Source organism: Methanospirillum sp., from assembly GCF_028679455.1.
GTDB lineage: Archaea > Halobacteriota > Methanomicrobia > Methanomicrobiales > Methanospirillaceae > Methanospirillum.
In genome coordinates this window covers 1-24,153 of sequence record NZ_JAJRBM010000297.1, presented here as the reverse complement: position 1 = coordinate 24,153, position 24,153 = coordinate 1, and the positions used below count along the sequence as shown (strand labels likewise).

The 24,153-nt window shown below is 45.6% G+C and carries 18 protein-coding genes; 16 read left to right on the top strand and 2 right to left on the bottom strand.

Annotation, left to right across the window (positions count from 1 at the left end; all coding sequences use genetic code 11):
- The 6 genes from LUQ50_RS10170 to LUQ50_RS10145 form a co-directional block, all read left to right on the top strand.
- On the top strand, nt 1-4,438 hold a 4,438-nt coding region (locus LUQ50_RS10170), incomplete at its 5' end, for a PKD domain-containing protein (protein WP_300039725.1).
- 16 nt (nt 4,439-4,454) lie between these two features.
- Entirely contained in the window at nt 4,455-5,075 is a 621-nt protein-coding gene (locus LUQ50_RS10165) for a PEGA domain-containing protein (protein WP_300039724.1), read from the top strand.
- 60 nt (nt 5,076-5,135) lie between these two features.
- On the top strand, nt 5,136-7,229 hold the full coding sequence (locus LUQ50_RS10160) for a PKD domain-containing protein (protein ID WP_300039723.1): 2,094 nt from the start codon (nt 5,136-5,138) through the stop codon (nt 7,227-7,229).
- Nucleotides 7,230-7,465: 236 nt separating this feature from the next.
- A complete protein-coding gene (locus LUQ50_RS10155) occupies nt 7,466-10,279 on the top strand; it encodes a PKD domain-containing protein (RefSeq protein ID WP_300039722.1) in 2,814 nt (937 codons plus the stop codon).
- A gap of 131 nt (nt 10,280-10,410) precedes the next feature.
- Entirely contained in the window at nt 10,411-10,713 is a 303-nt protein-coding gene (locus tag LUQ50_RS10150) for a nucleotidyltransferase family protein (protein WP_300039721.1), read from the top strand.
- Nucleotides 10,714-10,739: 26 nt separating this feature from the next.
- Nucleotides 10,740-11,048, top strand: coding sequence for a HepT-like ribonuclease domain-containing protein (locus LUQ50_RS10145; protein WP_300039720.1), 309 nt, complete (start codon nt 10,740-10,742; stop codon nt 11,046-11,048).
- 135 nt (nt 11,049-11,183) lie between these two features.
- Here the strand turns inward: LUQ50_RS10145 and LUQ50_RS10140 are convergent, their stop codons facing one another.
- Complete coding sequence (locus LUQ50_RS10140; RefSeq protein WP_300039719.1) at nt 11,184-12,398, bottom strand: hypothetical protein; 1,215 nt, start codon at nt 12,396-12,398, stop codon at nt 11,184-11,186.
- Between the two features lie 266 nt (nt 12,399-12,664).
- On the opposite strand from LUQ50_RS10140, the gene LUQ50_RS10135 reads away from it, so the two are divergent.
- From LUQ50_RS10135 to LUQ50_RS10125, 3 genes are all read left to right on the top strand, one after another.
- Nucleotides 12,665-13,027, top strand: coding sequence for a nucleotidyltransferase domain-containing protein (locus tag LUQ50_RS10135; protein ID WP_300039718.1), 363 nt, complete (start codon nt 12,665-12,667; stop codon nt 13,025-13,027).
- Nucleotides 13,008-13,406 (top strand): HEPN domain-containing protein, encoded by a 399-nt coding sequence (locus LUQ50_RS10130; protein WP_300039717.1) that lies wholly within the window; start codon nt 13,008-13,010, stop codon nt 13,404-13,406. Before LUQ50_RS10135 ends, LUQ50_RS10130 begins: the two co-directional genes overlap by 20 nt.
- A 242-nt stretch (nt 13,407-13,648) precedes the next feature.
- Nucleotides 13,649-14,809, top strand: coding sequence for a thioredoxin family protein (locus LUQ50_RS10125; RefSeq protein ID WP_300039716.1), 1,161 nt, complete (start codon nt 13,649-13,651; stop codon nt 14,807-14,809).
- A 7-nt stretch (nt 14,810-14,816) separates the two neighbouring features.
- Here the strand turns inward: LUQ50_RS10125 and LUQ50_RS10120 are convergent, their stop codons facing one another.
- Nucleotides 14,817-14,966, bottom strand: a complete 150-nt coding sequence (locus LUQ50_RS10120) for a hypothetical protein (RefSeq protein WP_300039715.1) — start codon at nt 14,964-14,966, stop codon at nt 14,817-14,819.
- A 189-nt stretch (nt 14,967-15,155) separates the two neighbouring features.
- On the opposite strand from LUQ50_RS10120, the gene LUQ50_RS10115 reads away from it, so the two are divergent.
- The 7 genes from LUQ50_RS10115 to LUQ50_RS10085 all read left to right on the top strand — a co-directional run.
- Nucleotides 15,156-16,571: an MFS transporter gene (locus LUQ50_RS10115; RefSeq protein WP_300039714.1), complete on the top strand. Its 1,416-nt coding sequence runs from the start codon at nt 15,156-15,158 to the stop codon at nt 16,569-16,571.
- 90 nt (nt 16,572-16,661) lie between these two features.
- On the top strand, nt 16,662-18,665 hold the full coding sequence (locus LUQ50_RS10110; protein WP_300039713.1) for a response regulator: 2,004 nt from the start codon (nt 16,662-16,664) through the stop codon (nt 18,663-18,665).
- A 217-nt stretch (nt 18,666-18,882) separates the two neighbouring features.
- Nucleotides 18,883-20,172: a PAS domain-containing sensor histidine kinase gene (locus LUQ50_RS10105; protein ID WP_300039712.1), complete on the top strand. Its 1,290-nt coding sequence runs from the start codon at nt 18,883-18,885 to the stop codon at nt 20,170-20,172.
- A gap of 133 nt (nt 20,173-20,305) precedes the next feature.
- Nucleotides 20,306-21,424: a histidine kinase N-terminal 7TM domain-containing protein gene (locus LUQ50_RS10100; protein ID WP_300039711.1), complete on the top strand. Its 1,119-nt coding sequence runs from the start codon at nt 20,306-20,308 to the stop codon at nt 21,422-21,424.
- Nucleotides 21,397-22,440, top strand: coding sequence for an ATP-binding protein (locus tag LUQ50_RS10095; RefSeq protein ID WP_300039710.1), 1,044 nt, complete (start codon nt 21,397-21,399; stop codon nt 22,438-22,440). The genes LUQ50_RS10100 and LUQ50_RS10095 overlap by 28 nt, the downstream gene beginning before the upstream one ends.
- 88 nt (nt 22,441-22,528) lie before the next feature.
- Nucleotides 22,529-23,713, top strand: coding sequence for a PAS domain-containing sensor histidine kinase (locus LUQ50_RS10090; RefSeq protein ID WP_300039709.1), 1,185 nt, complete (start codon nt 22,529-22,531; stop codon nt 23,711-23,713).
- Nucleotides 23,714-23,794: 81 nt separating this feature from the next.
- Nucleotides 23,795-24,153, top strand: a 359-nt coding sequence (locus LUQ50_RS10085) for a flavodoxin family protein (RefSeq protein WP_300039708.1), incomplete at its 3' end; no start/stop codon positions are given.

The following is a 24,153-nucleotide window of genomic DNA, read 5'->3' as shown; positions in this document are numbered from 1 at the left end:
TGAATCCCAAACAGAAGATAACAAGCTCTATCCAATCACCTCATGGAACTGGGATTTTGGAAATGGGAACAGTTCAACCAATAGAACCCCAACATGCACCTATAATACATATGGAGTATATCAGGTCAGGTTAAGGGTTGCCAATGCCTGTGGATCTGATGAAACAACACTCCCAATAACGGTAGCAACTGGAATCTGTCCGGCAGTCACTGCCTCTTTCACTACTGAACCGGCAGATCTTACGATAATTGGAAGCAACCTTACAGTGAAATTCACTGATACCTCATCGCCATCGAGCAATATTACCAAGTGGGTATGGGATTATGATGATGGGAGCTCCACTGAAATAATTAATACTCCGGGATCATCCCGGATCCACACCTACTCACGGGGAGTGTATTGGCCTACTTTAACGGTATACAATGGGTGCGGAAAATGGAGTGTTTATTATAAACAAATCTCAGTTATGACCAATGATGACTGTGTAATAACTCCTAATTTCAATGCTACTCCAACGAGTGGATACAGCCCATTGACGGTGGAATTTACTGATCTTTCCTCGACAAACCGGGGACAAATTACGAGTTGGTACTGGGACTTTGGTAATGGAAATACTTCCACATTACAAAAACCTCCAAACCAGACCTATATCTATGGTGGGTATGGATCAAAAGCATTCACAGTTAATCTTACTGTGACGAATTCCTGTGGTGCGATCCAATCAACATCAGAAGAGATTACTATTCTCTGTCCACCGGTTACTGCAGATTTCACCCCGAACCTGACATCAGGCAGATTACCGTTAACAGTAAAATTCACTGATAACTCAACAGGGAGAAATACAACTGCAATTTCTGATATTAGAGGATGGACCTGGAATTTTGGAGATGATAACTCATCATATTCCTATACATCAACACCTGCAAATCCTCCTGATCACACATTTACAAAGATCGGAGTATTTCCGGTCAATCTTACCGTAACCAACTATTGTGGGAACATTGACCAGATCACTCAATACATAAATGTTACCTGCCAGAATATCATCGCCAGCTTTGATGAAACACCAACATCAGGATATGCACCGCTCCCGGTAAGTTTTAGTGATACTTCAAGCGGAGGAAATATTACCCAATGGCAGTGGGATTTTAATGACTCAACATTTCTGAATGGAACAGATGCAACAGCCTGTACAAAACCAAACCACACATATAGCCTCCCCGGTAACTATACGGTTAACCTGACCGTCTGGAATGACTGTTTAAATTCAAACTCCACATTAGGGAGAGTCATCACCGTTTTATGCCCGATACCCACGGTTGATTTTATTCCCAATATGACATCAGGAAAAAGACCTCTTGTGGTCAATTTTTCCGATAATTCAACAGGGGCTAATATAACAACCTGGAACTGGCAATTTGGAGATGATAACTCCACATATTCCTATTATAACAACACAGGATCCCACAATCCACCGGATCATCTCTATACAACCACAGGAACATATCCGGTAAACCTGAGTATCACAAATTTTTGTGGAAATACCAACCAAACTACGAAATATATCACAGTTACCTGTGAACAGATAACTGCTGATTTTAACGAAACACCAACGTCCGGATATGTACCACTCCGTGTCAACTTTACAGATACCTCAAGCGGGGGAAACATTACCAGATGGCAATGGGATTTAGGAGATAGAAACACCTCAACCAATAAGAATCCCAACAATACATATTATTCACCAGGAAATTATACCGTAAATCTCACCGCGTGGAATGATTGCCTGAACTCAGCATCAGCAACAAAAAATGTGACCGTCCTTTGCCCTCTACCAACGGCATCATTCTCATACACCATAACCGATTACCAGGATTTCACAGTCCAGTTTACCGATACGTCGACCAGTGATCCGATTGAAATCTGGACATGGTTATGGGACTTCGGGGATGGAAATACTTCAACGAAGCAAAATCCCTCCCATGAATATGGAGGTGACCCCACCTCGTATACCGTGAACCTCACGGTTACGAACGAGTGCGGGGCCAGTAATAAAACATCCCGCCTTCTTAACCCGAATTGTGCACAAATAACTGCAGGAATGAATGTATCCCCTCTGACCGGATCACCCCCATTGACGGTGACGTTCAAAGACAACTCAACCCCGATCACAAATATCACATCATGGCGGTGGCTCTTCGGTGATGGGAAATCTTACTACACAACCAATGCTTCGGTAAGAAACACAACCTACATCTATCAGAATAGAGGCACATACTACGCAACCTTACTTGTTGAAAACAACTGTGGTCAGGCGTTCTCACAGACAAAGATCATCACCATCACCAACCCTGCAAACATATCCGGACATCTCTGGGAAGACTGGACTTTAAACAAGGCACAAGAATACCCCAGTGAACGGAATCTCAATGCCAGTTCGGGATTTAAAGTTGGATTATGGGAGGTTACCGGAACCGGAACCAACCTCGTCAACCTGACTTCACCAGACACAAATGGCAATTACTCGTTTAATTTCGCAGTGGCAAACGGGATATATCAGATCATTGAACAGCCTCCAACCGGCCAGACCTGGAGATCCACCTATCCCTATGATTCTGATGCGAATGTGAATGTAAGCAGTGAAAAACTGCTGATTATGTCAACACGGAATTATTCTAATATAAACTTTGGAAATGCAGAGTGGCATAAATCTAATGTCACAGTCCCGCTCTGTTTCAAATATAATCCTGGTGGAAAATGGGCAAATCAATGTACTGCAACCCTCAACTTTGATTACCGGACCTCGTTTGATAATGCAGTATATACCCTTCGGAAAAGCGGATCAAATCTCATTCCGGATGTAAATTATTCAGCCTGGGGAAGATCGAATTTTACTCTAATCCCTGAGGTATATAATATCTATTTCAAAGACGGTACATCCGGCTTTTATTTCCTGAGTTGGTGGCAGTACAATAGTGTCAATGTATCTTTGAATCGGAACCTGACAATCCCGGACAGTACGTACTATGACCGCTCAAAACTTACCTACTGGTTCCCGGGAGGATCTTCAGTGTATTTTGTGATCTCCCAACCCCAGGAAAATGAAGTAATTCCGTATAGTAGTACCTCATATATCGAGGCCCATTATGTAGGGCCCTACGAAGATAGAACAAACAACGCAGGGGGTTGCTATCTCAGATATGTGAATACAACCTCAGTGAATCAGCGGTTACCCTATAGAGCGAGTTGGGGATATAATAACGGGACCTGGGATAATACACCGTATGAAGGAAAGACAGTAAAACTAGTTGTCAATGACACTCTCACTAACGGGGTTATAGTCTCCACCAATAGAAACGTAACAGTTGACTGGGAATTGATAACTACAGCAATTAGTAAAATAAGTTCTGAAACAGGGACAAATCTACAGAATAACAAAGGAATAGTTACGGTCAATGCAACCGTTACCGGAAAAAATCGTGATGCATCAAATGTAACCTTACTCATAAACGGTACAGATGCAGGAAAGATGACCCTCCTCACCAACACAACAACTATCTCAACCTACTCGATAACCTTTGATGCAGAAAAATTCGCAGGACAAACAATTCCCATCGCAGTTCGTGCAGCATATCAGCCAGTTATCGGAAAATCAATTACATCAGTATCTAGAACGATAACATTAGAATCAAAAAAGTTGCTTATTGCCAATTTCACCGCAGATCCCTGGTCTGGTCCTGCACCCCTGGAAGTGGCATTCTGGGATAACTCATCAGGAGGAGCGACCAGTTGGTCCTGGAACTTTGGTGATAATACATCATCCTCATTGCAAAACCCAATCAAAACATTTGCAAATCAGAGTCTCTTTAACGTCACGTTACAAGTGAGTAATGCAACATACGGGCCGGTTTCAGTAACCAAGCAGATCAATGTCACAGGAAAATTGCATGATGTCATGTTCTATACCACAAGACCCGGATCTCTCATGAAGGGAGGACGGATGCAATGGATCACCTCAGGCAGCGGTCAATACCAGGTTGTAAACAATACAACCTACACCTTTGCCAATCTGGATACCATCCGCAATACCCTTCCAGAATCCCTCACCAGTGCGAGAATTCTCGTAAGCGGAGGGATATCTGAACTCAACCTGACCAATGTCACCCTCTCAACCAACGGAATTATCAATGCAACAGGTAACTCATCGGTCATCTCAGCGAGTACGATAAAGAATTTCCACTCAACCTTGAACCTGACTACCACTGCTAACAAGACTGCACTCGTTACTTTGGTGTGGGACGGAGTGTACCAGTCATACAATTGGAGAAATGACATAACCATCTATAACCTCATGACCACCAACAGCAGCACTATGGAGTTGAATATGAGTTCGGGGGAGACATTCTTCATGGGACGGGCAACAGAATATTCCAATTGATGAAAGGTCAGGAAAAATGAATAAATCAGGAATGCTCCTGCTGATATCTCTGATCATCATGACAGGATATGCAGTATCCGGACTGGTATCACAAAACCAAACTGAACCCGAATACGGTGTCGTACAACTGAACGCCATGCCCGGAATTCAGGTCGTATTCGACAACCATCCGGGTGGAGTACTTCCAGAATCAGGCACAATAATGATTGAAAACGTTACAGCCGGACATCACCAGTTTTTGGCGTCAAAAACCGGGTATAAGCCTGAGTATTTCGAGACCGATGTAACCTCCAATGAAACGGCATTCATTCAGGTAAATCTCACCGAACAGGTACCAGCATACCTGGAAATCTCCTCAATTCCTACGAATGTGAAGGTATTTGTAAATGAACAATACCAGGGTATCACGCCAATAACCATTCCAGAGTTTATAGAAGGAACTAATATTGTGAAATTAGAACTCGAGAATTATCAGGACTGGCAACAAGAGATACCGATTACAAATGGTGAGAACAAAACGATCCTGGCAACACTCGTACCAATAAGCCCCACCTCAAAAACTCCTGGATTTTGTCTGCTTACGGCATTCGCATCACTACTGTGCATGGGTATCTGGTTTATGCGAAAAGTAAGATAACCAACAGTTCATTTTTTTTACAGCAGAGTCTATATTCTCAAGATACGATTATTTGTCTATATGAGTTTTTTTGACGAGGGAATGCAGGCATTCACAAAACGCGAATACAATTCCGCAATTGCCCTCTTTCTGCAGGCTACCAAAGAAGACGAAAAAAACCATAAAGCATGGAACGCTCTTGGGGTAACCCTGGTTAAAACCCACCAGTATAAAGATGCAGATACCTGTTTTAAAATCGCAATCGATCTCGCTCCAGGAAACGGAATATATATCAAAAATCAACTCTCAAACCGTTCTAAAATTCCATTAAAACGTTCATACACACAGATGATCCGTCTGGAGATCGATCATCTGATCAGAACCATCAGAACCAAAAAATCAGGTCCGTTAATAGTCGCAACACTCATCATTTGTATCCTTTGTATCATTCTTGCAGAAGCCCTTCCCTTCATCGTACAGGGGATACAACTCTATATATCACAAATATTTGGGCTTGGAGGAGTTGGAGCAGGTTTGGCGTTCATTCTTCTCCTTTACGGAGGTCAGATCCTCAAATCTCTCTCCACAATATCAGGAATCGCATTAGCCCTGGGAATTATCGCTGGAGTGAGCATCATCATATATGTAATTATAAATCCATCAGTCCTGCCACTTGGAAATTCTCATTCAGATCCAGAACACCCGCCAATATCTCAGGTAAACTTCTCACGTGAATCTCCTATCCAGTATTCCACTGAGCAACCTGCTGGTTCATCACAGACCCCGGAACCGATACCACTTCCTCTTGCAGGAGAATGCCGACCACCAAACCCTGCACTCATCTATACCATCAAAGAGTATGATCCTTTCACAGTCACATTTCAGGATAAATCCACCAGTTCAACACAAATTCAAAGCAGAACATGGGATTTCGGGGATGGAACAACAAGCACCGAACCGGTGCCTACTCATGTCTACCCCGGAGCTCCTGACAGATACATCGTAAACTATACCGTTCAGAACGGGTGTGGCACAAAAGATTCAAATTTTGTTCTTGATCCACAGTGCTACCCGATAAACGCGGACTTCATGGGTGCTGAGGTACCAGAACACAACCAAAAGATAACACAGTTTTCAGACAATTCATCACCGATTACAGAGATCGTCTCATGGAGATGGATTTTTGGTGATGGTGAGTCATACTATACTACCGATTCTACCAAACGTAACTGTACTCATCAGTATCATGGAAACGGCATCTATTACGCATCACTAACTGTTGAAAATCATTGTAAACAGGAATTTACTGCAACAAGACCAATAACTGTTGAAAAACAAACCACGGTATCAGGTATCATCTGGGAAGATCAGAACGCAGACGGAGTACGTGATCCAACCGAACCCGGTCTTGCAAACCGGGAAGTAAACCTTGATGAAAATCTACAGGAAAATTGGATAAACCGTCAGACTGTACGTACAAATCAGACCGGAGTGTACCTGTTCACGATCACATCAGCCGGGGGTTCATACCGGGTCCGCGAATCAGCCCCTGATTTATCATGGAGAATCACGAATCCCTCAAACCTGAATCTTATCAATACATCCCCTCTGTTCTCACTCAACACTGTCTCCACCACTCCATCAATGAATTTCGGAAATAAACAATTGAAATCAGATAAAATCCATGATATTTCTCTCCAGACATCACGGAACGGAACAATAATCGGAGGAGGATATCAGAGTTGGATCGCATCAGGAACCGGGAGTATGGACACCGGAACCAAGCGGTATCAACTCCCTGACTCCAACCGATGCATAATCACCATCTCCTCAAATGTCAGTGAAGGAACTATACTCATCAATGGTAACAATCAGGAGTATTCAGGGGTAAATGCATCAGCCCTGATTGGAAGTTCTGTAATTCCGTCAACCGGAAATATCTCAGTGATGGTCCCAACCTATACCAATTATATCTCTGACTTACATCTGAAACTGAATGCTGAAAAATCATCTTACGTTAATCTTATTGTTGATGGCAGTGTAATACCGGTTAATTGGCGTCAGAACGTGGATATCTATAACCTGATGCCCACCACAGGACCACGTATGATCGTAACAATGTCAGAGAATGAAACCATCTTTATCGGTCAGGCATCTGGTTACCAGATTACCTGACCTGGTTGAAATTATGTGACATTGGTCATCAGCCAAACCAACCTCCCGGGTTACGTCTCTTTTTGGTGAGGTGAGTCGCATCCGGATTAATTTGTGGTAATATGACGTAATCAATCCATTTTGAAAAAATTATAGAATGAATGGAATAGTAACGAAATTCTGCCACCAAAAATTATAAGACCTCATAACATTACAGTGACTCATCACTTCATTTTGAAAAGACGGTGGCAGGCATCATGAAAGCAGAAGACTCGATCGTAGACATACTCTCTGTGTACTTTCTGATCGCAGTAGTCGTGGGAGCGATGTCGATCACCGGAGTATACCTGACGCAGATGGTACTGCCCCATAAAGTACCGGTAATGAATTTTGAAGCCTGTTCAAAGGGGGGAACCATCTCGTTATATCATACTGGTGGTGACACCCTGAATCCAAAAGAGATCAATTCTGATTTCTACGTAAATCTCCTCGATAAGGACCACAAGATAATAAAAACAATCAAATTAATGCCCTGGAATGATGAGAACTGGGGAGCTGGAGAGATTAGAAATATCTTAACAGAATTGCACCCGACTCTCGATCCGTCAGTGAAATATGTTCAGGTTATATCCAAACCACCAGAAGGAGGGGAGAACCTAATCGACTGGACTCAGGCAGAGAGTTGCCCCGCATATGGAATGATACCAGGACCCGGATGTCTCGCTCGTCCATTAGCAGAATTTAAAATATCTGTCCCGGATAATGAACAGCCTCTCAAAATTCAATTTACAGACAAATCACAGACTGATGATCCTTCTTATCCTATCACTGAAAGGGAATGGGACTTCGGGGATGGCACACATACGAGTGAACAAAATCCCATACATACCTATGCTACCGCAGGATCGTATACCATACGACTCAAGGTCGCTAACACGTGCGGAAGTGACGAGTTTTCTCATCTAATCCAGGTCGGAGGATGTTCATCAATAGTCACCGCAGCCATGAAATCGGATCCTGATCCTCCAATCTCCACTACAGGAAACCCATTCACGATATCATTCACGGATGAGAACTCATCATCATCAGGGTCTACGATCGCCCAATACGAGTGGGATTTTGGAGATGGCACAACAGCCACCGGACCAGGTCCACATACACGAACATATGCATACGGAACCTACTATGTTCAACTTGTCGTAACTGATGAATGCGGAAACTGGGCAACAGCCTCAAAACAAGTCTCTGTAACATCAGAAACTGACTGTTCAGTATCTCCCCATATCAGTGCGGTACCATCTTCAGGAAAAACACCTCTTCAGGTATCGCTTTATGATAACTCTTCGACCAGTAGAGGATGGATTAACAGTTGGTTATGGACATTTGAGGATGGAACAACCAGCACTCAACAGGGTCCCTTCACTCGTGAATATACCAATCCGGGACCCGGTGATAAAACATATACCATCTCATTAAAAGTCGGAAATACCTGCGGGGCAACCGGAAATACTACTGAAACAATTACCGTTCTCCCCCCCGGCCATATCATTGATGCAACAACAGACATAGGGGGCATAATATCTCCGGGTGGAAGGGTATCGATTCCTCATGGAGAAGACCAGACCTTTACCATAACTGCAAACGATTGCTATCAGAATACCGATATACGGGTAGATAACACCTCAATCGGACCTCATGGTTCATACACCTTCTCTGCAGTGGATCGGGATCATACCATACATGCGAACTTTTCCCGATTCTCGTATACGATCACTCCAGGAGCTAGTTCGGGAGGAAGAATTACCCCTTCATCACCGGTTTTGGTTCCATGCGGGGAAAACCAGTCGTTTACCAGTACTGCCGATGCATGTTATGCAATTTCTCACATCAATATCGACGGAGTTTTAACGGGATCTCAATCCAGTCCGAATGTTACTACATTTCAGAATATCCATAAGGATTCAAACATCTATGTTACCTTTGAACAAATTACCCCTACAATCGCGGCATCGGCGGGATCTGGCGGAACCATAAACCCATCAGGAAATATCCCGGTTAATTGTGGAAATAATCAGAGTTTTAACATAACAGCAAATGCCTGTTACAACATATCAGATATTATTATTGATGGAATTTCAACCGGTGCCAAGGTAGGCCCCAACACAACGACATTCCAAAATGTTACTACAAATCACACAATCCAGGCCAGGTTCCAGTATATTTCATACTTGATCAATGCAACTGCAGATGTTGGGGGAACTATCAGCCCATCTGGGATCATAACTGTGCCATGTGGAGGTAATCAAAATGTTATCGTGACGGCAAATCCATGTTATCGGATCAAAAATGTTGTCATAGATGGAACTTCTCTGGGATCTCAGGCATCGCCATATACCTATCTATTTGCGAACGTACAGGCATCCCACAATATTTCGGCTTCATTTGAACACCTCGGGCCTTATAGCATCAATGCATCGGCATATTACATAATGCCCGGTTTTATCTATGGACCTGCCCCGGCAGGTTCAATTTTTCCGACACCAGCATGTTCGAATCCATGTTCTGTTCCATGCGGAAATTCTCTGAGCTATACCATGGTTCAATCGTTCATGGTAGATAAGGTGACCTATGATCTTGCTGCTATATTTATTGACGGAGAATCGAGTGGAATCGTAAATCCATATACTTTCACTAATGTTCAGCAAAATCATACGATTGTAGCTTACTACGCCCCTAACTGTTACTTCGTATCGGGAAGTGTCACAAACACCACAACAGGATTGCCAATTAATCATGTGAAAATTGAACTATACGACCGGCAGAGAACTAAACTCTTGTGGTATGCGTATTCTCAGTCAGATGGAAGATATATAATTCCGGTGATGCTCTTCAATGGTGACAAATATGATATGAATATTGGCAATAATACCCCGGTTTGGAAGACGATGCAGTCTCACCTGTATTATGTGGGTCAGGATGTAGGATGGGTAACTGATACCTGGAGAGATGATATTGTCATGAATCCGGGAGGAAAATGCAAGACGTTCCTTGACTGGATAGGAACAAGATAAATCCAGATTATCTTGTTCAGGAAGAGATAACCGGATCTGTGAGACCAGAGTAGAAGAGGAGAATTTTACGTATATTCACCGGGTTTTTAATAGGAACCATTAATTGGACCTGAAGAATATAATAAAATAACATGGATGCATCACTGAAAAAAGAAGATATTCTCTCAATATTACGGAGACACACCCCTGAGGTGCATGAAAAATACCGGGTCATCCGTATGGGCCTCTTCGGATCGTATGCTATGGGCAGTGCTACTGAGGAGAGTGATATTGACATTCTGGTTGAATTTGAACCAGGCGCAGATATCTGGGACCTGGCAGGCCTGAAAATTTATCTAGAGAACCTTTTTAAAAAGCAGGTTGATGTTGCTACCGTAAACTCGCTACGCCCGGAAATGAAGGGATCAATACTGGCAAATATAGCATATTCATGAGAAAAATCGTAAATTGGCTGTCAGATATGTGTGAGGCAATTGACAGGATCGACGAATTTACGAAAGATTACTCGTATGAAGAGTTCTGCCAGGATCCTAAAACCGTGAGTGCAATTCGTGATCAACTGATGATCATCGGTGAAGCAGCGAGAAATATACCTGAAGATATCAGATCCTGTTATCCTGATATTCCATGGGAGGGAATGGTAGGATCGAGAAATATTCTGATTCACCAGTATTTTCGATCAGATCCCGAATTATTGTTTTCCAATATCAAACGGGCAAAACGCGATATCAGGGAACGATTGCTGGAGATAATCAGTGCTCTCCAGTAATGGTATCTCACACCTTTGTTGAACCCCTCTATTGTGTCATTCAACCAGGATTTAGCCGAAGCGATGAAACAACCTCACTGCTTCAGTCAGACATTCAACCGACTCCCTGCCAGAGTCAAAGGTATTACAGTCACATCAACCAGAATACAGGCGGTACAGGATCTGTGTCTGGCCGCAATAATTCGATTTTGCATTCGTTGACCAGGTTTTTTCATCAGTATCTTCAACCAGGTACGTCCCGGCCCTGACGACTTCATCCACATGGGCAACCCAGTATGCATTTGGCACTCCACACTGACCCGGACCCCCGGTTGTCTTCCACGGACCATAGGTCATACCGTCATTGACATTCCTGAGCATAATCTCTCCGGTCTGACTGGTTCCTTTCCCATAATTCCAGTGATAATTGGTGATCTTACAGATGTACACCGATGAAGAAAAGGTAACCTGAGGCCTGCAGGTTACTTTATTCTCTACCGCACCAAGATTCCCGTTATCAAACTTTTCGTTACACTCTGTTGAAGAGGAATCTGATGTACTCGTGCTCCCTCCACTCCCGGTCGGAATACAAAACACATATCGATGCTTCTTGTCATAGTTTGAATACGTCGTGTATGCTTCATTTGCGGGGAGATCATCAGGAATACGGGTATCCTTCCGGATAGTGATCGCACCACTCTCTTGAAATTCAAGATTATAACAATATCCCGCATCAAACTGTACCGGACCATACTGCTGCCAGTTCCAGTTTGCAGGCTGACCAGATTCGGAAGTGGTGAAATACCGATCAACCTGGGCATAAGTTATCAGATAACTGCCTGTAGGATAATGAGAACCAGGTTCAAGAACCTGATTTGGTTCAATCGGACCCCAGTAATCGCGACACGGTGATACCGAAGAAGAACTCCCGGAAGGTCCAGAAGGTGACTTACTGATACAGTATGCATAGGCACGTTCCCTATCATTATTCGTAAATGAGGTGTAGGCTGATCCAGACGGAAGGTTCTCCGGAACGATGGATGACTGGGATACCGATGCACCACCGCTACTGAATACAATATGATAAGAACTCCCCGGACTCATCTGAAACGGGCCATACTGTTGCCAGTCCCAGTTTGATGGTCTTGATTCTTCAGGACCTAGAGGTTTTGGCGAGCTTCTGGCATAATGGAGGATGTAAGACCCTGCCTGATAAAAGGTTCCTGCCTCCTTGATCCCAGTAGGTTCGATCGGTCCCTGCGGAGAACAAGGAACGGCAGAGACGATTCCGATAATGAACAGAGCAAGAATTATCAGAATCAATATCCCAAGATCAGGGATCTTACCGGATGAAACAGATTTGAGTATCATGATACCTCCTAATTTCCGTGTCCTATCACCAGGATATATTACCAGGCAGGAGATGAGTCCCTCTTATAGATAATAAAGGAATGCAAGGCAGTACCGGGATAATTCTGGAAAAACTGATCTGCATTGAATAGAATAAAACAATGATAAATCCAATACCGATCTCCAGGTTCTCAATAAGAATGACCTTTCATTATCTATACAAAAACATGGAAGAGAAGCGAACCTATATCAGATAATACGGTCCAAAGATTCGATACCTGATACAGATGCCTAAATCTCTCCATGCTTCTCCAGTATTATCAAGTTCTGCTATCTCACCGGTTGTAGATGAGATCGTACGAAGGATTCTGTCAATTATACATCCTGAAAAAATAATTCTGTTTGGCTCGTATGCCAAGGGCAACCAAACGCAGGATAGTGACATTGATATTCTGATAATCATGAACTCAACACTGCCAAGACATAAGCGTTCGATCCCCCTGTATCGTGCACTTATGGATATTCATATTCCTCAGGATATCCTCGTCTATACTCCGAAAGAAGTAGCAGAATGGGCAGAGGTTTCGTCATCCTTTATCACTTCCTCGCTGCAGTCAGGGATTGTTCTCTATGATAAAAACTCACCATGATCTGATCAGCAGTTGGCTTGAAAAGTCGAGACGCGATTTAAGTGCCGCAGAATACGCAATGACTTCTGAAGAGGTTTTTCCCGACATTATCTGCTTCCACGCTCAACAATCCGCTGAAAAATCATTAAAGGCCCTTATAGTTACTCATGGAGAAACGGTCCCAAAAACGCATAATCTAGGTAACCTGGTATCCATAATCGAAGAATGGGAACCAGGCATTATTAGCATTCTCGAAGATGCACTTGATCTTACACCCTATGCGATTGAATCCCGGTATCCGGATTCTGATAACCCATCATATGAAGATGCAAAGGAAGCGATTCAGTCTGCTACCAGGATTCGGGAGATCGTACTGGAAAAGATTCATTCTTCTGACTGATGGACCTGTTATCATACAACAAATCAGGGATAACAGGGATATTCCCTGCTCCCGTTGCCATAAATATGCCGGCCCTCAGGAAATTAATGATAATAGGATCACCATCTCCCATTTCAACCATGATCATACGATTTTTTTGCAAAATAATAACCAGGGACATGTAGCTGATCGTCGGGGAACGATTAAACCAGTATCGCTACAAAAGATACGGATACAGGTTGATTCGTATGAATTTTCATTATATGCACTGGTACTTGACGGCCATGCTGACAATACTGTTAAGTATCGCTCTCATTGCACTCCCGGCAACTGCAGCGTCTGAAAACGCTACAATACCAGACTCACTTGGTTCAATTCCCTTTATCGGGGATATCACTTCAGGAATGGGATCAGACACTCCGGTCGTGATCCACTTCTTCTTCAATCCCGGTTGTGGAGCATGTGAGAAGATCCATCCCGTGATGGAAGCCTATGCTGCCAACCATTCAGATGTAAGGGTAGAATTTTACAGCCTTGCTGGAAACCAGACCAATATTGACCTCTTCAATACCTTCCAACAGGCATATAATATCTCTCATGCCCATGTTCCCATCCTCTTTCTGGGTACCACGAACCTGATGGGAGAGGATGAAATATCTAAAAATCTTGATGCAACCGTCGCAGAGACAAAAAAAGGAAATTACCGGCTCAGCCTGCTGCCAAACCTCTCTGCAGATATCAGCAGTTCCCCGGTATCAACAATAAATCCTGCGTTCCTGGTCATTGCCGGGATCGGTGAAGGACTCAACCCCTGCGGGCTGCTGGTCCTTGCTCTGCTCCTCGTCTCTCTGATGGCCTCGCAGTCCCGCAGGACGGTACTGGCAATCGGACTCGCCTATATCGTAGCATTCTTCGCAGTCAGATTCCTTTCAGGATTCGCCATCTTCTCGGTCATTCAGCTCCCCGGAATCTCGCAGGCATTCACTCTGATCGCTGCGGCGGTTGCAATCATCGCAGGTATCATTCAGGTTAAAGACGGACTTTCAAAGAAACAGAACCCAATCCTCTCGATACCAACATCGAAGAAGAGTCTTATCTCGTCATACATGAAACAAGCCAGTGTTCCTGCCGGACTCATCGTGGGAGCGTTAGTCGGGATCTACGGGATGGCATGTACCGCAGGGATATACATCAGCATCCTGGGCATGCTGTACAAAGAACCAGCAATCGGACTGTTGTACCTGGTGTTATACAATATCCTGGTAATCATCCCGCTGCTTGCAATCCTCCTCCTGGTATTCTTCGGGATTCCACCAGAGAAAGTCAACGCATGGCGTGACGATCAGAAGAGTATGCTGCGGCTTATGATCGGTATCGTGATGATAATCATGGGAATTGTCATCCTTATCCCGATGCTGAACTGATTTTTTTTCAGAGAGAGTCTGTGACCGTAGTGGGTGAGCAGAAATCTCCAGACTTTTTTCTGACCGGACCCATCGGATTCATCAGAATAATCCCCTCATTCAATGCCTCGGCAAGCATCCGGTAGAACTGCTCACTCCTGCAGGTAAAAAGAATCATCTATGTATAAGGAGGGCAATCCCGATGGTAAGTCTCAACCCCAATCCCCTCCATCTCTCATAAAAGATGATCTCCATAAGCACCAAATCCGGTCTGATGTCACATATCCTCAAAAATAATCGCAGCATACCTAACTCTCATAATGCTGAATATGATGCAGCATAGCTCGTGGAAAACGGGTAGATCCATATGAATTATACGCCACCTGCCAATGGAACGGATCCTGACCGGACCAGAAAGAGGATCGTCATCTTCATCGCGTTACTAGCCGGGTTTCTGACTCCGTTCGATGGATCAGCAGTTAATATTGCACTTCCTACGATTGGGGTAGAGTTCGGTATGGATGCCATATCGCTCTCGTGGGTAGCAACCGCATACCTCCTGGCATCAGCCCTTTTCCTCGTCCCATTCGGACGGATTGCCGATATTTACGGGAGAAAAAAGGTGTACGAAGGGGGAATCATCATTTTCACCGTTGCCTCGCTGGTCATGACTATGGTTCCTACGACCGGGACATTTATCCTGATCAGGGTGATCCAGGGACTTGGCGCATCCATGATATACGGCACCGCGATGGCGATCCTGACCGGGATCTTTTCACCAGGGGAACGGGGGAAGGTTCTTGGCCTCTACATCTCCTTCGTGTACCTCGGCCTTTCAGTAGGTCCCTTCCTTGGTGGAGTCCTGACTTCATATCTGGGATGGCGAAGTATCTTCCTGGTCAATGTTCCCATCGGTATTCTGGCTGTACTCATGATCCGCTGGAAGCTGGATGGAGAATGGGTGGAATGTAAAGGAGAACGGTTCGATCTTATCGGAACGATACTCTACGGAATTTCACTCGTTATGGTAATGTACGGCTTTTCCATTCTCCCCCAGCCCACGGCAGTATCACTGATCGTAACCGGATTGATCCTGGCAGGAGTATTTGCCTGGTATGAGAACAGAAATAAATTCCCGGTCCTGAATGTCAATCTTTTTTTTAAAAACCGGGTGTTTCTCTTCTCAAACATCGCAGCACTTATCAACTACAGTGCTACCTATGCCGTCACCTTTCTGCTCAGCCTGGATCTCCAGTACACCAAAGGATTCTCTCCTGAACATGCCGGACTGATCCTGATAGCCCAGCCTGTTGTTATGGCGATAGTCTCTGTCTTTTCAGGAAGACTCTCAGACAAGATGGATCCGGGACGGGTCGCATCAGCAGGAATGGCTGTGACTACGGTCGGTCTGTTTCTGTTGGTATTCCTCACTGATGCAACCCCCTTATGGTACATCATCCTCAGTCTGCTCATCCTGGGAACCGGATTCGGGTTCTTTACCTCCCCAAATACGAACGCGATCATGAGTTCTGTTGAAAGACACGATTACGGGGTTGCATCTGGTACAACCTCAACCATGAGACTACTCGGTCAGATGCTCTCGATGGGATTTGCAACGATGCTCTTTGCTATCTATATTGGTCCGGTTCAGATCACACCGGCATATTACCCCCAGTTTATTGCTGCTCTTCATTTCGGGTTTCTCTTCTTCACCCTCCTCTGCATAACCGGGATAATCTTCTCACTCATCAGGGGAACTATGGAGATACCCCATGACCTCTGATTTCTGCTCTTGATCTCTTATCAGAACTGATACCGTATCGGAGCACACCGGAATCTATATACCACCAATACATCCCTTCTTGTTTATCTGATGATTGAGTCTGCTTCGCGGATCCTGTATGTAGATGACGAACCCGGTTTCCTCAGCCTCTGTAAGACCTTTTTAGAGCGATCGGGAGGATTGATCGTAGAGACCACACGCTCAGGATCTGAGGCTTTGAAACTACTCAAAACAGGACGGTATGATGCAATCATCGCTGATTACCAGATGCCGGGAATGGATGGGGTAGAACTGCTCATTGCCGTCAGGTCTGATCCCGGAATCAGTGAGATACCATTCATTCTCTTTACTGCCCGGGGAAAGGAAGAGGTGGTAATCAGGGCGATCAATAACGGTGCCGATTTTTACCTGCAGAAAGGGGGAGAGACCGGCGTCAGATTTAGCGAGCTCACCGAGACCGTGAAGGCGGCCATAAAGCGCAGGCATGCAGGCAGGGCCATTCACGATATGACCGGAGAGAGGGAGGAGGCCGGGGGTCTCCCTCCCGGAACCAGCAGAATCCATGAAGAGCATCCGGAGAGCCCTGATCAGCAGGAATCAGAGCGATTCCCCATCCATGAATCAGCGGTGACAAGAGTTTCCCCCGGTCATGATATCCCTGATACCCGGACAAGCAGGCCGGGAAAAAGTGATAGCGAGGATGAACTCAGGTGTAGCCGCATCATTGCCAAGGCTCCCTGGGGTGTTCACTGCTACCAGATCAATCAGGATGGAACCATCATCTTTGTAGATGCTAACCAGGCAGCAGATCTGATACTCGGGATTACTACCAATGACAAGAGAGGCAGACCGCTTGAGGAGGTATTTCCAGGCCTTGCAGCTGAAGGCATTCCATCCCTGTTTTCAGAGGTTGCAAAAACGGGAAAAGCATCCTGCTCTCTTCCGGTAAGATTCCATGAGAATGAAAAGAGTCAAAGGTTTGAGATCTATGCATTTCAGACATCACCGGGGCACATTTCTGCATTTTTCGGGAACACCGTACCTGAGGGACTCCCTCCAGGAGAACTGCTAACTCCCGATAAACTCTACCAGTCATTTATCGAGGCATCTCCTGATGTCATCGTCATCACCGATATCAGGGGGATAGTGGTGTATGCATCACCCCGAGCGTGGAAGATGTTCTCCCTGCCCACCGATATGGAAGTCTATGGTAGGGAGATGCTCTCATTTATCGCCCCGGAAGACCGGCATCTTGCATATGAGTGCATCGCACAGCATATGAGGGGTGAACAGGCACATCCCATTATGTACCGGTTGCTCCGTGCTGATGGGAGTTCATTTCCGGCAGAGATCCATTCGGCACCTACACACGATAAAAACGGGGTCGTCACCGGCTTAATCGCCATAATCAGGGATAATTCAGAGCGGTCAGCACAGCATGAAGCACTTGAGCGGGCAAATACCAAACTAAATCTCCTCTCTTCTATCACCAGACATGATATCCTGAATAAAGTAACGGCACTCCAACTCTACTGTTCACTCATAGCGGATGATGAGGATCCTGCAGAAAATAAAGCCATGCTCAGAAAAGTGGAGGAGATGGCTACTATCATCTCGGATCTGGTGGCATTCACCGGTTACTACCAGAACCTGGGAGTAAACACTGCGCAATGGATATCACCTGCTGAGGCGGTAACCAGGATCAGTCAGATGATCGACACCGGAACGATCAGGATCGAGAACGGGTTTGGCAAGGTTAAAATTCTTGCAGATCCCCTCTTTGAGAAAGTTTTGTATAATCTTTTTGATAATGCTGTTCGGTATGGTACTACGATAACTACCATAAAAACCGGATACCAAGTTACACCTGACATGCTGGTTCTCACCGTTGCAGATGACGGAATGGGAGTTCCCAAGGATCTCAAAGAAAAGATTTTTCTCAGAAACTTCGGACTAGGGACCGGACTAGGTCTGTTTCTCAGCGGGGAGATACTGAATGTGACAAATCTGTCTATCAGAGAGAGAGGGATACCAGGAGAAGGGGCCAGATTTGAGATTCTGGTTCCCCCAGATAAATACCGGATCCCTGAATAAGAAATTCCGTTCTGATTTTTAATACATCTGCATGAGGTACACACGGGAAACAGAACTAACCGACCTTCTCATACCCGGGTTCCGATCTAACCGGACAGGTATGCCTTTTACCGGATAGTGATGAAGTACAATAGAGAAATACCGGGGTGGAAGAGGGAATCATCCTTCTTGCCCCGGAAGCACCAGAATAAACCGCACGGAACGCCGTGGGTATCAGATGCATCCGGTTGGAGGAGACCGGATCTCTCAGTGTATCATCTGCTCAATTAGTCAGTTCTTTGGGAGGCGGGAAACGACCATGAACCATGAGGAGCAACCAGGGTTGCTCATCAGAAACTCGGCAGATATCATCACCGTACTAGATCACAACCAGACACGGGTCTTTGTAAGTGAATCAGTTACGGGAATCACCGGATACCTGCCAGAAGAACTGATCGGTGAGCCGTTTGATTCCCTGGTTATTCATCCTGATGACCTCATTCAGGTGCAGGAGGCGATTGATCGTCTGATTGCGGTGCCGGAGGTTCAGACCAGAATAGTATACCGGCACCGGCACAAACATGACGGATACATCTATATCGAGACGATAGCAACCAACCTGCTCAACGATCCGCAAATCCATGGAGTCCTCATGAGCAGCCGGAACTGCTCAGAGATGATACTGGCTGAAGCAAGACTCCATACCCAGATTGAAGATCTCAAACGGCGCAATACCGATCTTGAAACAATCCGGACTGAACTGATCACCAGGATCGTAACCATCGAAGAACAACTCAGGGAACAGATCAGGGATGGGCAGGAAAAGAGGGTTGAGATCGACCAACTTCTGAAACAAAAAGACGAATTCATCTATCAACTGGCTCATGATCTGCGTACTCCGCTGACCCCGGTAGTTGCCATGCTTCCCCTTCTCGCCATTGGTATTCAGGATCCTGACGCAAAATCCCTGCTTGAGATTTTTGGTACCAGTATCCAGAACCTGCAGAAGATGGTTGAGGATATCATCTATTATTCACAGCTCAACAAACAGTTCTTGATCACTGACTACACCACATATTCACTCCTGATACTAATCGACGAAGCAATAGAAGCAAACTCATTCATGGCAGTGCAGAAAGAACTGGACATCCAGGTGAATATACCTGAAGAAATTACCATCAATGCCTCACGGGCCCATGCCAGGCAACTCTTCAGCAATCTCATCAACAACGCAGTAAAGTACAATGTCTACAAGGGTTTGATCCGTATCACTGCCATCAGACTGAAGAACGGAATAGAGATTACTATCGCAGATACCGGGATCGGAATTGCAGAAACCCAGATTGACCGGATTTGGGATGAATTTACCACCGGTGATATGGCACGCAAAGACCCTTCCTCCAAAGGTCTTGGCCTGCCCATTGTCAGGCAGATCATATCCCTTCATCAGGGGACCATCAGAGTATCCAGTGAAGGGATCGGGAAAGGAGCAACATTTAGAATCTGGTTCCCTGACTCTCCATCCTGAACCTGGGATCCCTACCGGAAACGGGATCAGATTCATATACTCGCCGCATACAGGTATTGTATCAGCAATGTCAGGTGGGGATGGCTGATGCATGTAGGGAATCTGGTGAGATCCAGGCTGGTGAGCACGTGATATGCCGGCCATAGTAAGTGAGATTGTACCGTTTCTATTCCTGTTGATGCTGATTGGATCAGCATCGTTCATGATCGGGCTCGGGCTGTATACCCGCAGGTTTCATGATAATCCGGCGGCTCTGCCCTATCAGATTCTGATGTTCTTTGCTGCGTACTGGTCACTGGATTATGCATTGGATCTGTCGACTACCACTCTTTCTCTTAAAATATTCTGGCAGGAGATCAGATTCCTGGTCAACCCGTTCTTTTCAGTAGTCGAACTCTGGCTGATCCTGGCATTCCTGGATAAAACCAGATGGATCAGGGGGTGGAGATGGAAAGCACTCCTGATCATTCCCATCATTACGGCATTATTGGCTATTACGAGCAGGTATCATACTCTGTTCAGGTATAATTACGAGATTGATCTCTCTGGACCGCTCCCGACACTGACCATGATCAATGGGCCCTGGTACACGATCTTCGTCGTGTATTCATACCTGCTCATCATGACCGGACTGTTGCTGCTGGTAGTGATGCAGGTGGGAACCCACCGGATCTATCTGAAACAGAGAATCCTTCTGTTCATCGCTCTGATGGCTCCTTCCGTACTTGATATCCTCTTCCAGCTGCGGATTACTCCGATTCATAACGTAAATCCTGCACCGGTCTTTCTGTGGATCATCGGGATAATATATATCATCGCTCTTTTCAAATTCGGATTCCTGGATCTGGTTCCGATTGCACGAAGTCGGGTGATCGAGGAGATGGGTATGCCTATGATCGTCCTGAGTACAGACGGAAAGATCGCAGATCTAAATCCGGCAGCAGGATCACTCCTTGGAGACACCACTCATGGAGGAGTAGGGAAGAGAATTACCTCAATCGCAGCGGACTGGCCGGAGTTTATTGCATTCTGTTCTTCGAGTCAGACCCGGGGCGAGATTGTAAAACGAGATCAGGAAGGGGAGCGGAGATTTGATGCCAGTATGGACCTGCTTTACGCTGGATCAGGAACCCTTGAAGGCAGGTTGATCCTGCTGACCGACACCACGATTCAGAAAAAACTAGAGCAGGAGATCAGAACGAGTGAAGAACGGTGGAAAAAATCGTGGATGGAGCTCCGTTTCCCATCGTGATCACCCGGGCGCAGGACAATATCATCATGCTGATAAATCAGCGGACGATACAGCAGTTTCATCTTACCGCTGAGGAACTCATTGGACAAAAGACTGACCGATTCTATGTGGATATGAACACCCGGGAGCGGGTTCTTGAGATTCTTCATACTAAAGAGAATATTGATGATATTGAAATGCAGATGCAGACCGCAGACGGGCGAAAATTCTGGGTTTATGCCTCGATCCGAAAAATACGGTACCTTGACCAGGATGCATTCTTCATCTCGTTTGCAGACTTTTCCCAGCGCAAACAACTTGAAGAAACGCTTACCAAGAAAAACCTTGAACTCGAACTGATCACTGGTTCACTGGCTGAGACTAATAAAAAACTCAATCTCCTCTCCAGTATCACCAGGCATGATATTCTGAACAAGATACAGGTAATATCAGCAATCTCTGAGATCTTTATACAGGACATATCCAACCCTGTTCTTCAGAAGAGGGCTATGATGATCAACGAGGCAGGAAGATCCATCCAGACCCTGATCGAGTTTACCAGAGAATACGAAGATCTCGGCCAGACATCTCCGACCTGGCAGGAGATTGGCAAGGTACTGCACAGTCCGGGTATCATGCATATCCTCTCCGATCTCACGCTGATAACTCCGGAACAGACGGTGGAGATCTACGCAGATCCGATGCTCTCCAAGGTCTTTTTTAATCTGGTTGAGAACTCGATCCGGCATGGCGGCAGTATCTCCTCAATAACCGTTAGCCTGAAACAGGAAGGGACAGATCTTTTGATCATCTATGAGGATGACGGAAGAGGAGTGCCAGTAGAGGAAAAGGTACTCATATTTACGAGAGGATATGGAAATAACACCGGACTCGGGCTATTTTTCATCAGAGAAGTTCTGGAGATCACCGGACTCGCTATCATCGAAGATGGAATACCGGGGTCAGGTGCCAGGTTCGTGATCACGGTACCCCAAGGGAGATACCGGTTCCCTACCGCACCCCACGGGGAGATCTGAAAGGATCTCTCCGGGCAGATACCCTCATAGGGATACACAGAGAGATAATCAATGATAGGAACAGGATTCGGATCATGGAGAAGGATTCATGACTGGCTGGAGAGAGAACGACGTATTTTTTCAGTTGTTCAGGCAATCTGCTGACCCGGCACTCCTTATATCCCAGGGGATTATCAGATCAGGCAACGAAGCCGCAGCAGCCCTCACCGGCATCACTGGAGAAAAACTCTCTTCGCTCCCGCTCACTTCCCTTGCACCTGATATTCTGCCCAACGGAACGCAGGGAGAGGATTATGCAGAGCAGCATCTTCAGAATGCAATACAGTCAGGTTCTGACCGGTTTGAGTGGGCAGTGCGTGACCGGACCGGACGGATCATCGCGGTTGAAGTACTACTGACCCGTCTGCTGATGAACGGTGAAGAGATACTTCATGCAACAATTCGGGATACTGAGTCTGAAAAACAGGCTGAACAGAAGATCCTGACCTATGCCCGCGATCTCGAAGAAAAAAACTCTGAACTGGATCATCTCTCTTCCAGCCTGATTCGATTAAACCAGGAACTTGATGAACGGGTCAGGGAAAGGACTGCAGAAGTTATGCGGCTGCTCCAGATCAAAAGTGATCTCATCACCCAGATCGGTCATGATCTCAGAACTCCGCTCACTCCGATTATGGCACTCCTGCCTGATGCAGTATCAAGAGTCTCTGACCCTGACCTGCATGAATGCCTGACGATCGTATACCGGAATGCAGAGCGGCTGAAACGAGTTGTCACGATGGTACTCGCGTACTCACGACTTGAAGGAGTTCCCAATGCGGTCAATCCTGATGGTGTGATCGCCAAAGACCTCTTTGATCAGGCGATCCTTGACAGCAGTCATGAGATACAACACAAAGGACTCATCGTGGAGAACCATATCCCCGGCGATACCAGGATTTTTATGGCAAACACCCATGCTGAGACGGTGGCCATGAATCTCATCTCAAATGCAGTAAAATACACCGGGGCAGGGGGAACGATCACCATGAGAATTCTGAGTACCGGGGGAAGAACCAGCCTCTGTGTACAGGATACCGGTGTCGGCCTCACCCCTGAAGAGTGTAAACGCGTCTTTGATGAGTTTTACCGTGCGGATAACTCACGCCATGACCGGGAATCATGCGGACTCGGACTTGCAATCGTCTCACGAATCATAAGTCTGTACGGAGGAAAGATCACGGTTGAAAGTGAGGGAAAAGATAAAGGTACTAGGTTTTGTATCACTCTGTAACTCCGGGTTTACAAGTACCTGTGATCCAGTTCTTTAGAATGAGAACATAACCAGTATATAAGAATCAGCACGGTGAATCAGATGTTTGTAGTTGCTTTTAATACCAGCCCGCATAAAGAAGGGAACACTGCACGGTTGATCGGATACGCTCTGAAAAAGATTGAAGAGCAGGGAATCAGGACCGAACTGATACATATCGGGGGAAAAGAGATCCACGGATGTATCGCCTGCATGAAGTGTTTTGAAAAACAGGACCGGCACTGTGCCCTGAAGAAGGATGCAATAAATGACTGCATTGATAAGATGGTGGAAGCAGACGGCATCATCATCGGGTCGCCAACCTACTTCTCAGATATCACTCCCGAAGCAAAAGCACTCATCGACCGGGCAGGATTTGTAGCGATTGCAAACGGAGGTCTCTTCTCCCGAAAGGTTGGAGC

Excerpts from the sequence above, each read along its gene's own strand:
- LUQ50_RS10165 (WP_300039724.1), top strand. The coding sequence starts at position 4,455 with ATGAATAAATCAGGAATGCTCCTGCTGATATCTCTGATCATCATGACA.
- LUQ50_RS10160 (WP_300039723.1), top strand. The coding sequence starts at position 5,136 with ATGAGTTTTTTTGACGAGGGAATGCAGGCATTCACAAAACGCGAATAC.
- LUQ50_RS10155 (WP_300039722.1), top strand. The coding sequence starts at position 7,466 with ATGAAAGCAGAAGACTCGATCGTAGACATACTCTCTGTGTACTTTCTG.
- LUQ50_RS10150 (WP_300039721.1), top strand. The coding sequence starts at position 10,411 with ATGGATGCATCACTGAAAAAAGAAGATATTCTCTCAATATTACGGAGA.
- LUQ50_RS10145 (WP_300039720.1), top strand. The coding sequence starts at position 10,740 with ATGTGTGAGGCAATTGACAGGATCGACGAATTTACGAAAGATTACTCG.
- LUQ50_RS10140 (WP_300039719.1), bottom strand. The coding sequence starts at position 12,398 with ATGATACTCAAATCTGTTTCATCCGGTAAGATCCCTGATCTTGGGATA.
- LUQ50_RS10135 (WP_300039718.1), top strand. The coding sequence starts at position 12,665 with ATGCCTAAATCTCTCCATGCTTCTCCAGTATTATCAAGTTCTGCTATC.
- LUQ50_RS10130 (WP_300039717.1), top strand. The coding sequence starts at position 13,008 with ATGATAAAAACTCACCATGATCTGATCAGCAGTTGGCTTGAAAAGTCG.
- LUQ50_RS10125 (WP_300039716.1), top strand. The coding sequence starts at position 13,649 with ATGCACTGGTACTTGACGGCCATGCTGACAATACTGTTAAGTATCGCT.
- LUQ50_RS10120 (WP_300039715.1), bottom strand. The coding sequence starts at position 14,966 with ATGATTCTTTTTACCTGCAGGAGTGAGCAGTTCTACCGGATGCTTGCC.
- LUQ50_RS10115 (WP_300039714.1), top strand. The coding sequence starts at position 15,156 with ATGAATTATACGCCACCTGCCAATGGAACGGATCCTGACCGGACCAGA.
- LUQ50_RS10110 (WP_300039713.1), top strand. The coding sequence starts at position 16,662 with ATGATTGAGTCTGCTTCGCGGATCCTGTATGTAGATGACGAACCCGGT.
- LUQ50_RS10105 (WP_300039712.1), top strand. The coding sequence starts at position 18,883 with ATGCATCCGGTTGGAGGAGACCGGATCTCTCAGTGTATCATCTGCTCA.
- LUQ50_RS10100 (WP_300039711.1), top strand. The coding sequence starts at position 20,306 with ATGCCGGCCATAGTAAGTGAGATTGTACCGTTTCTATTCCTGTTGATG.
- LUQ50_RS10090 (WP_300039709.1), top strand. The coding sequence starts at position 22,529 with ATGACTGGCTGGAGAGAGAACGACGTATTTTTTCAGTTGTTCAGGCAA.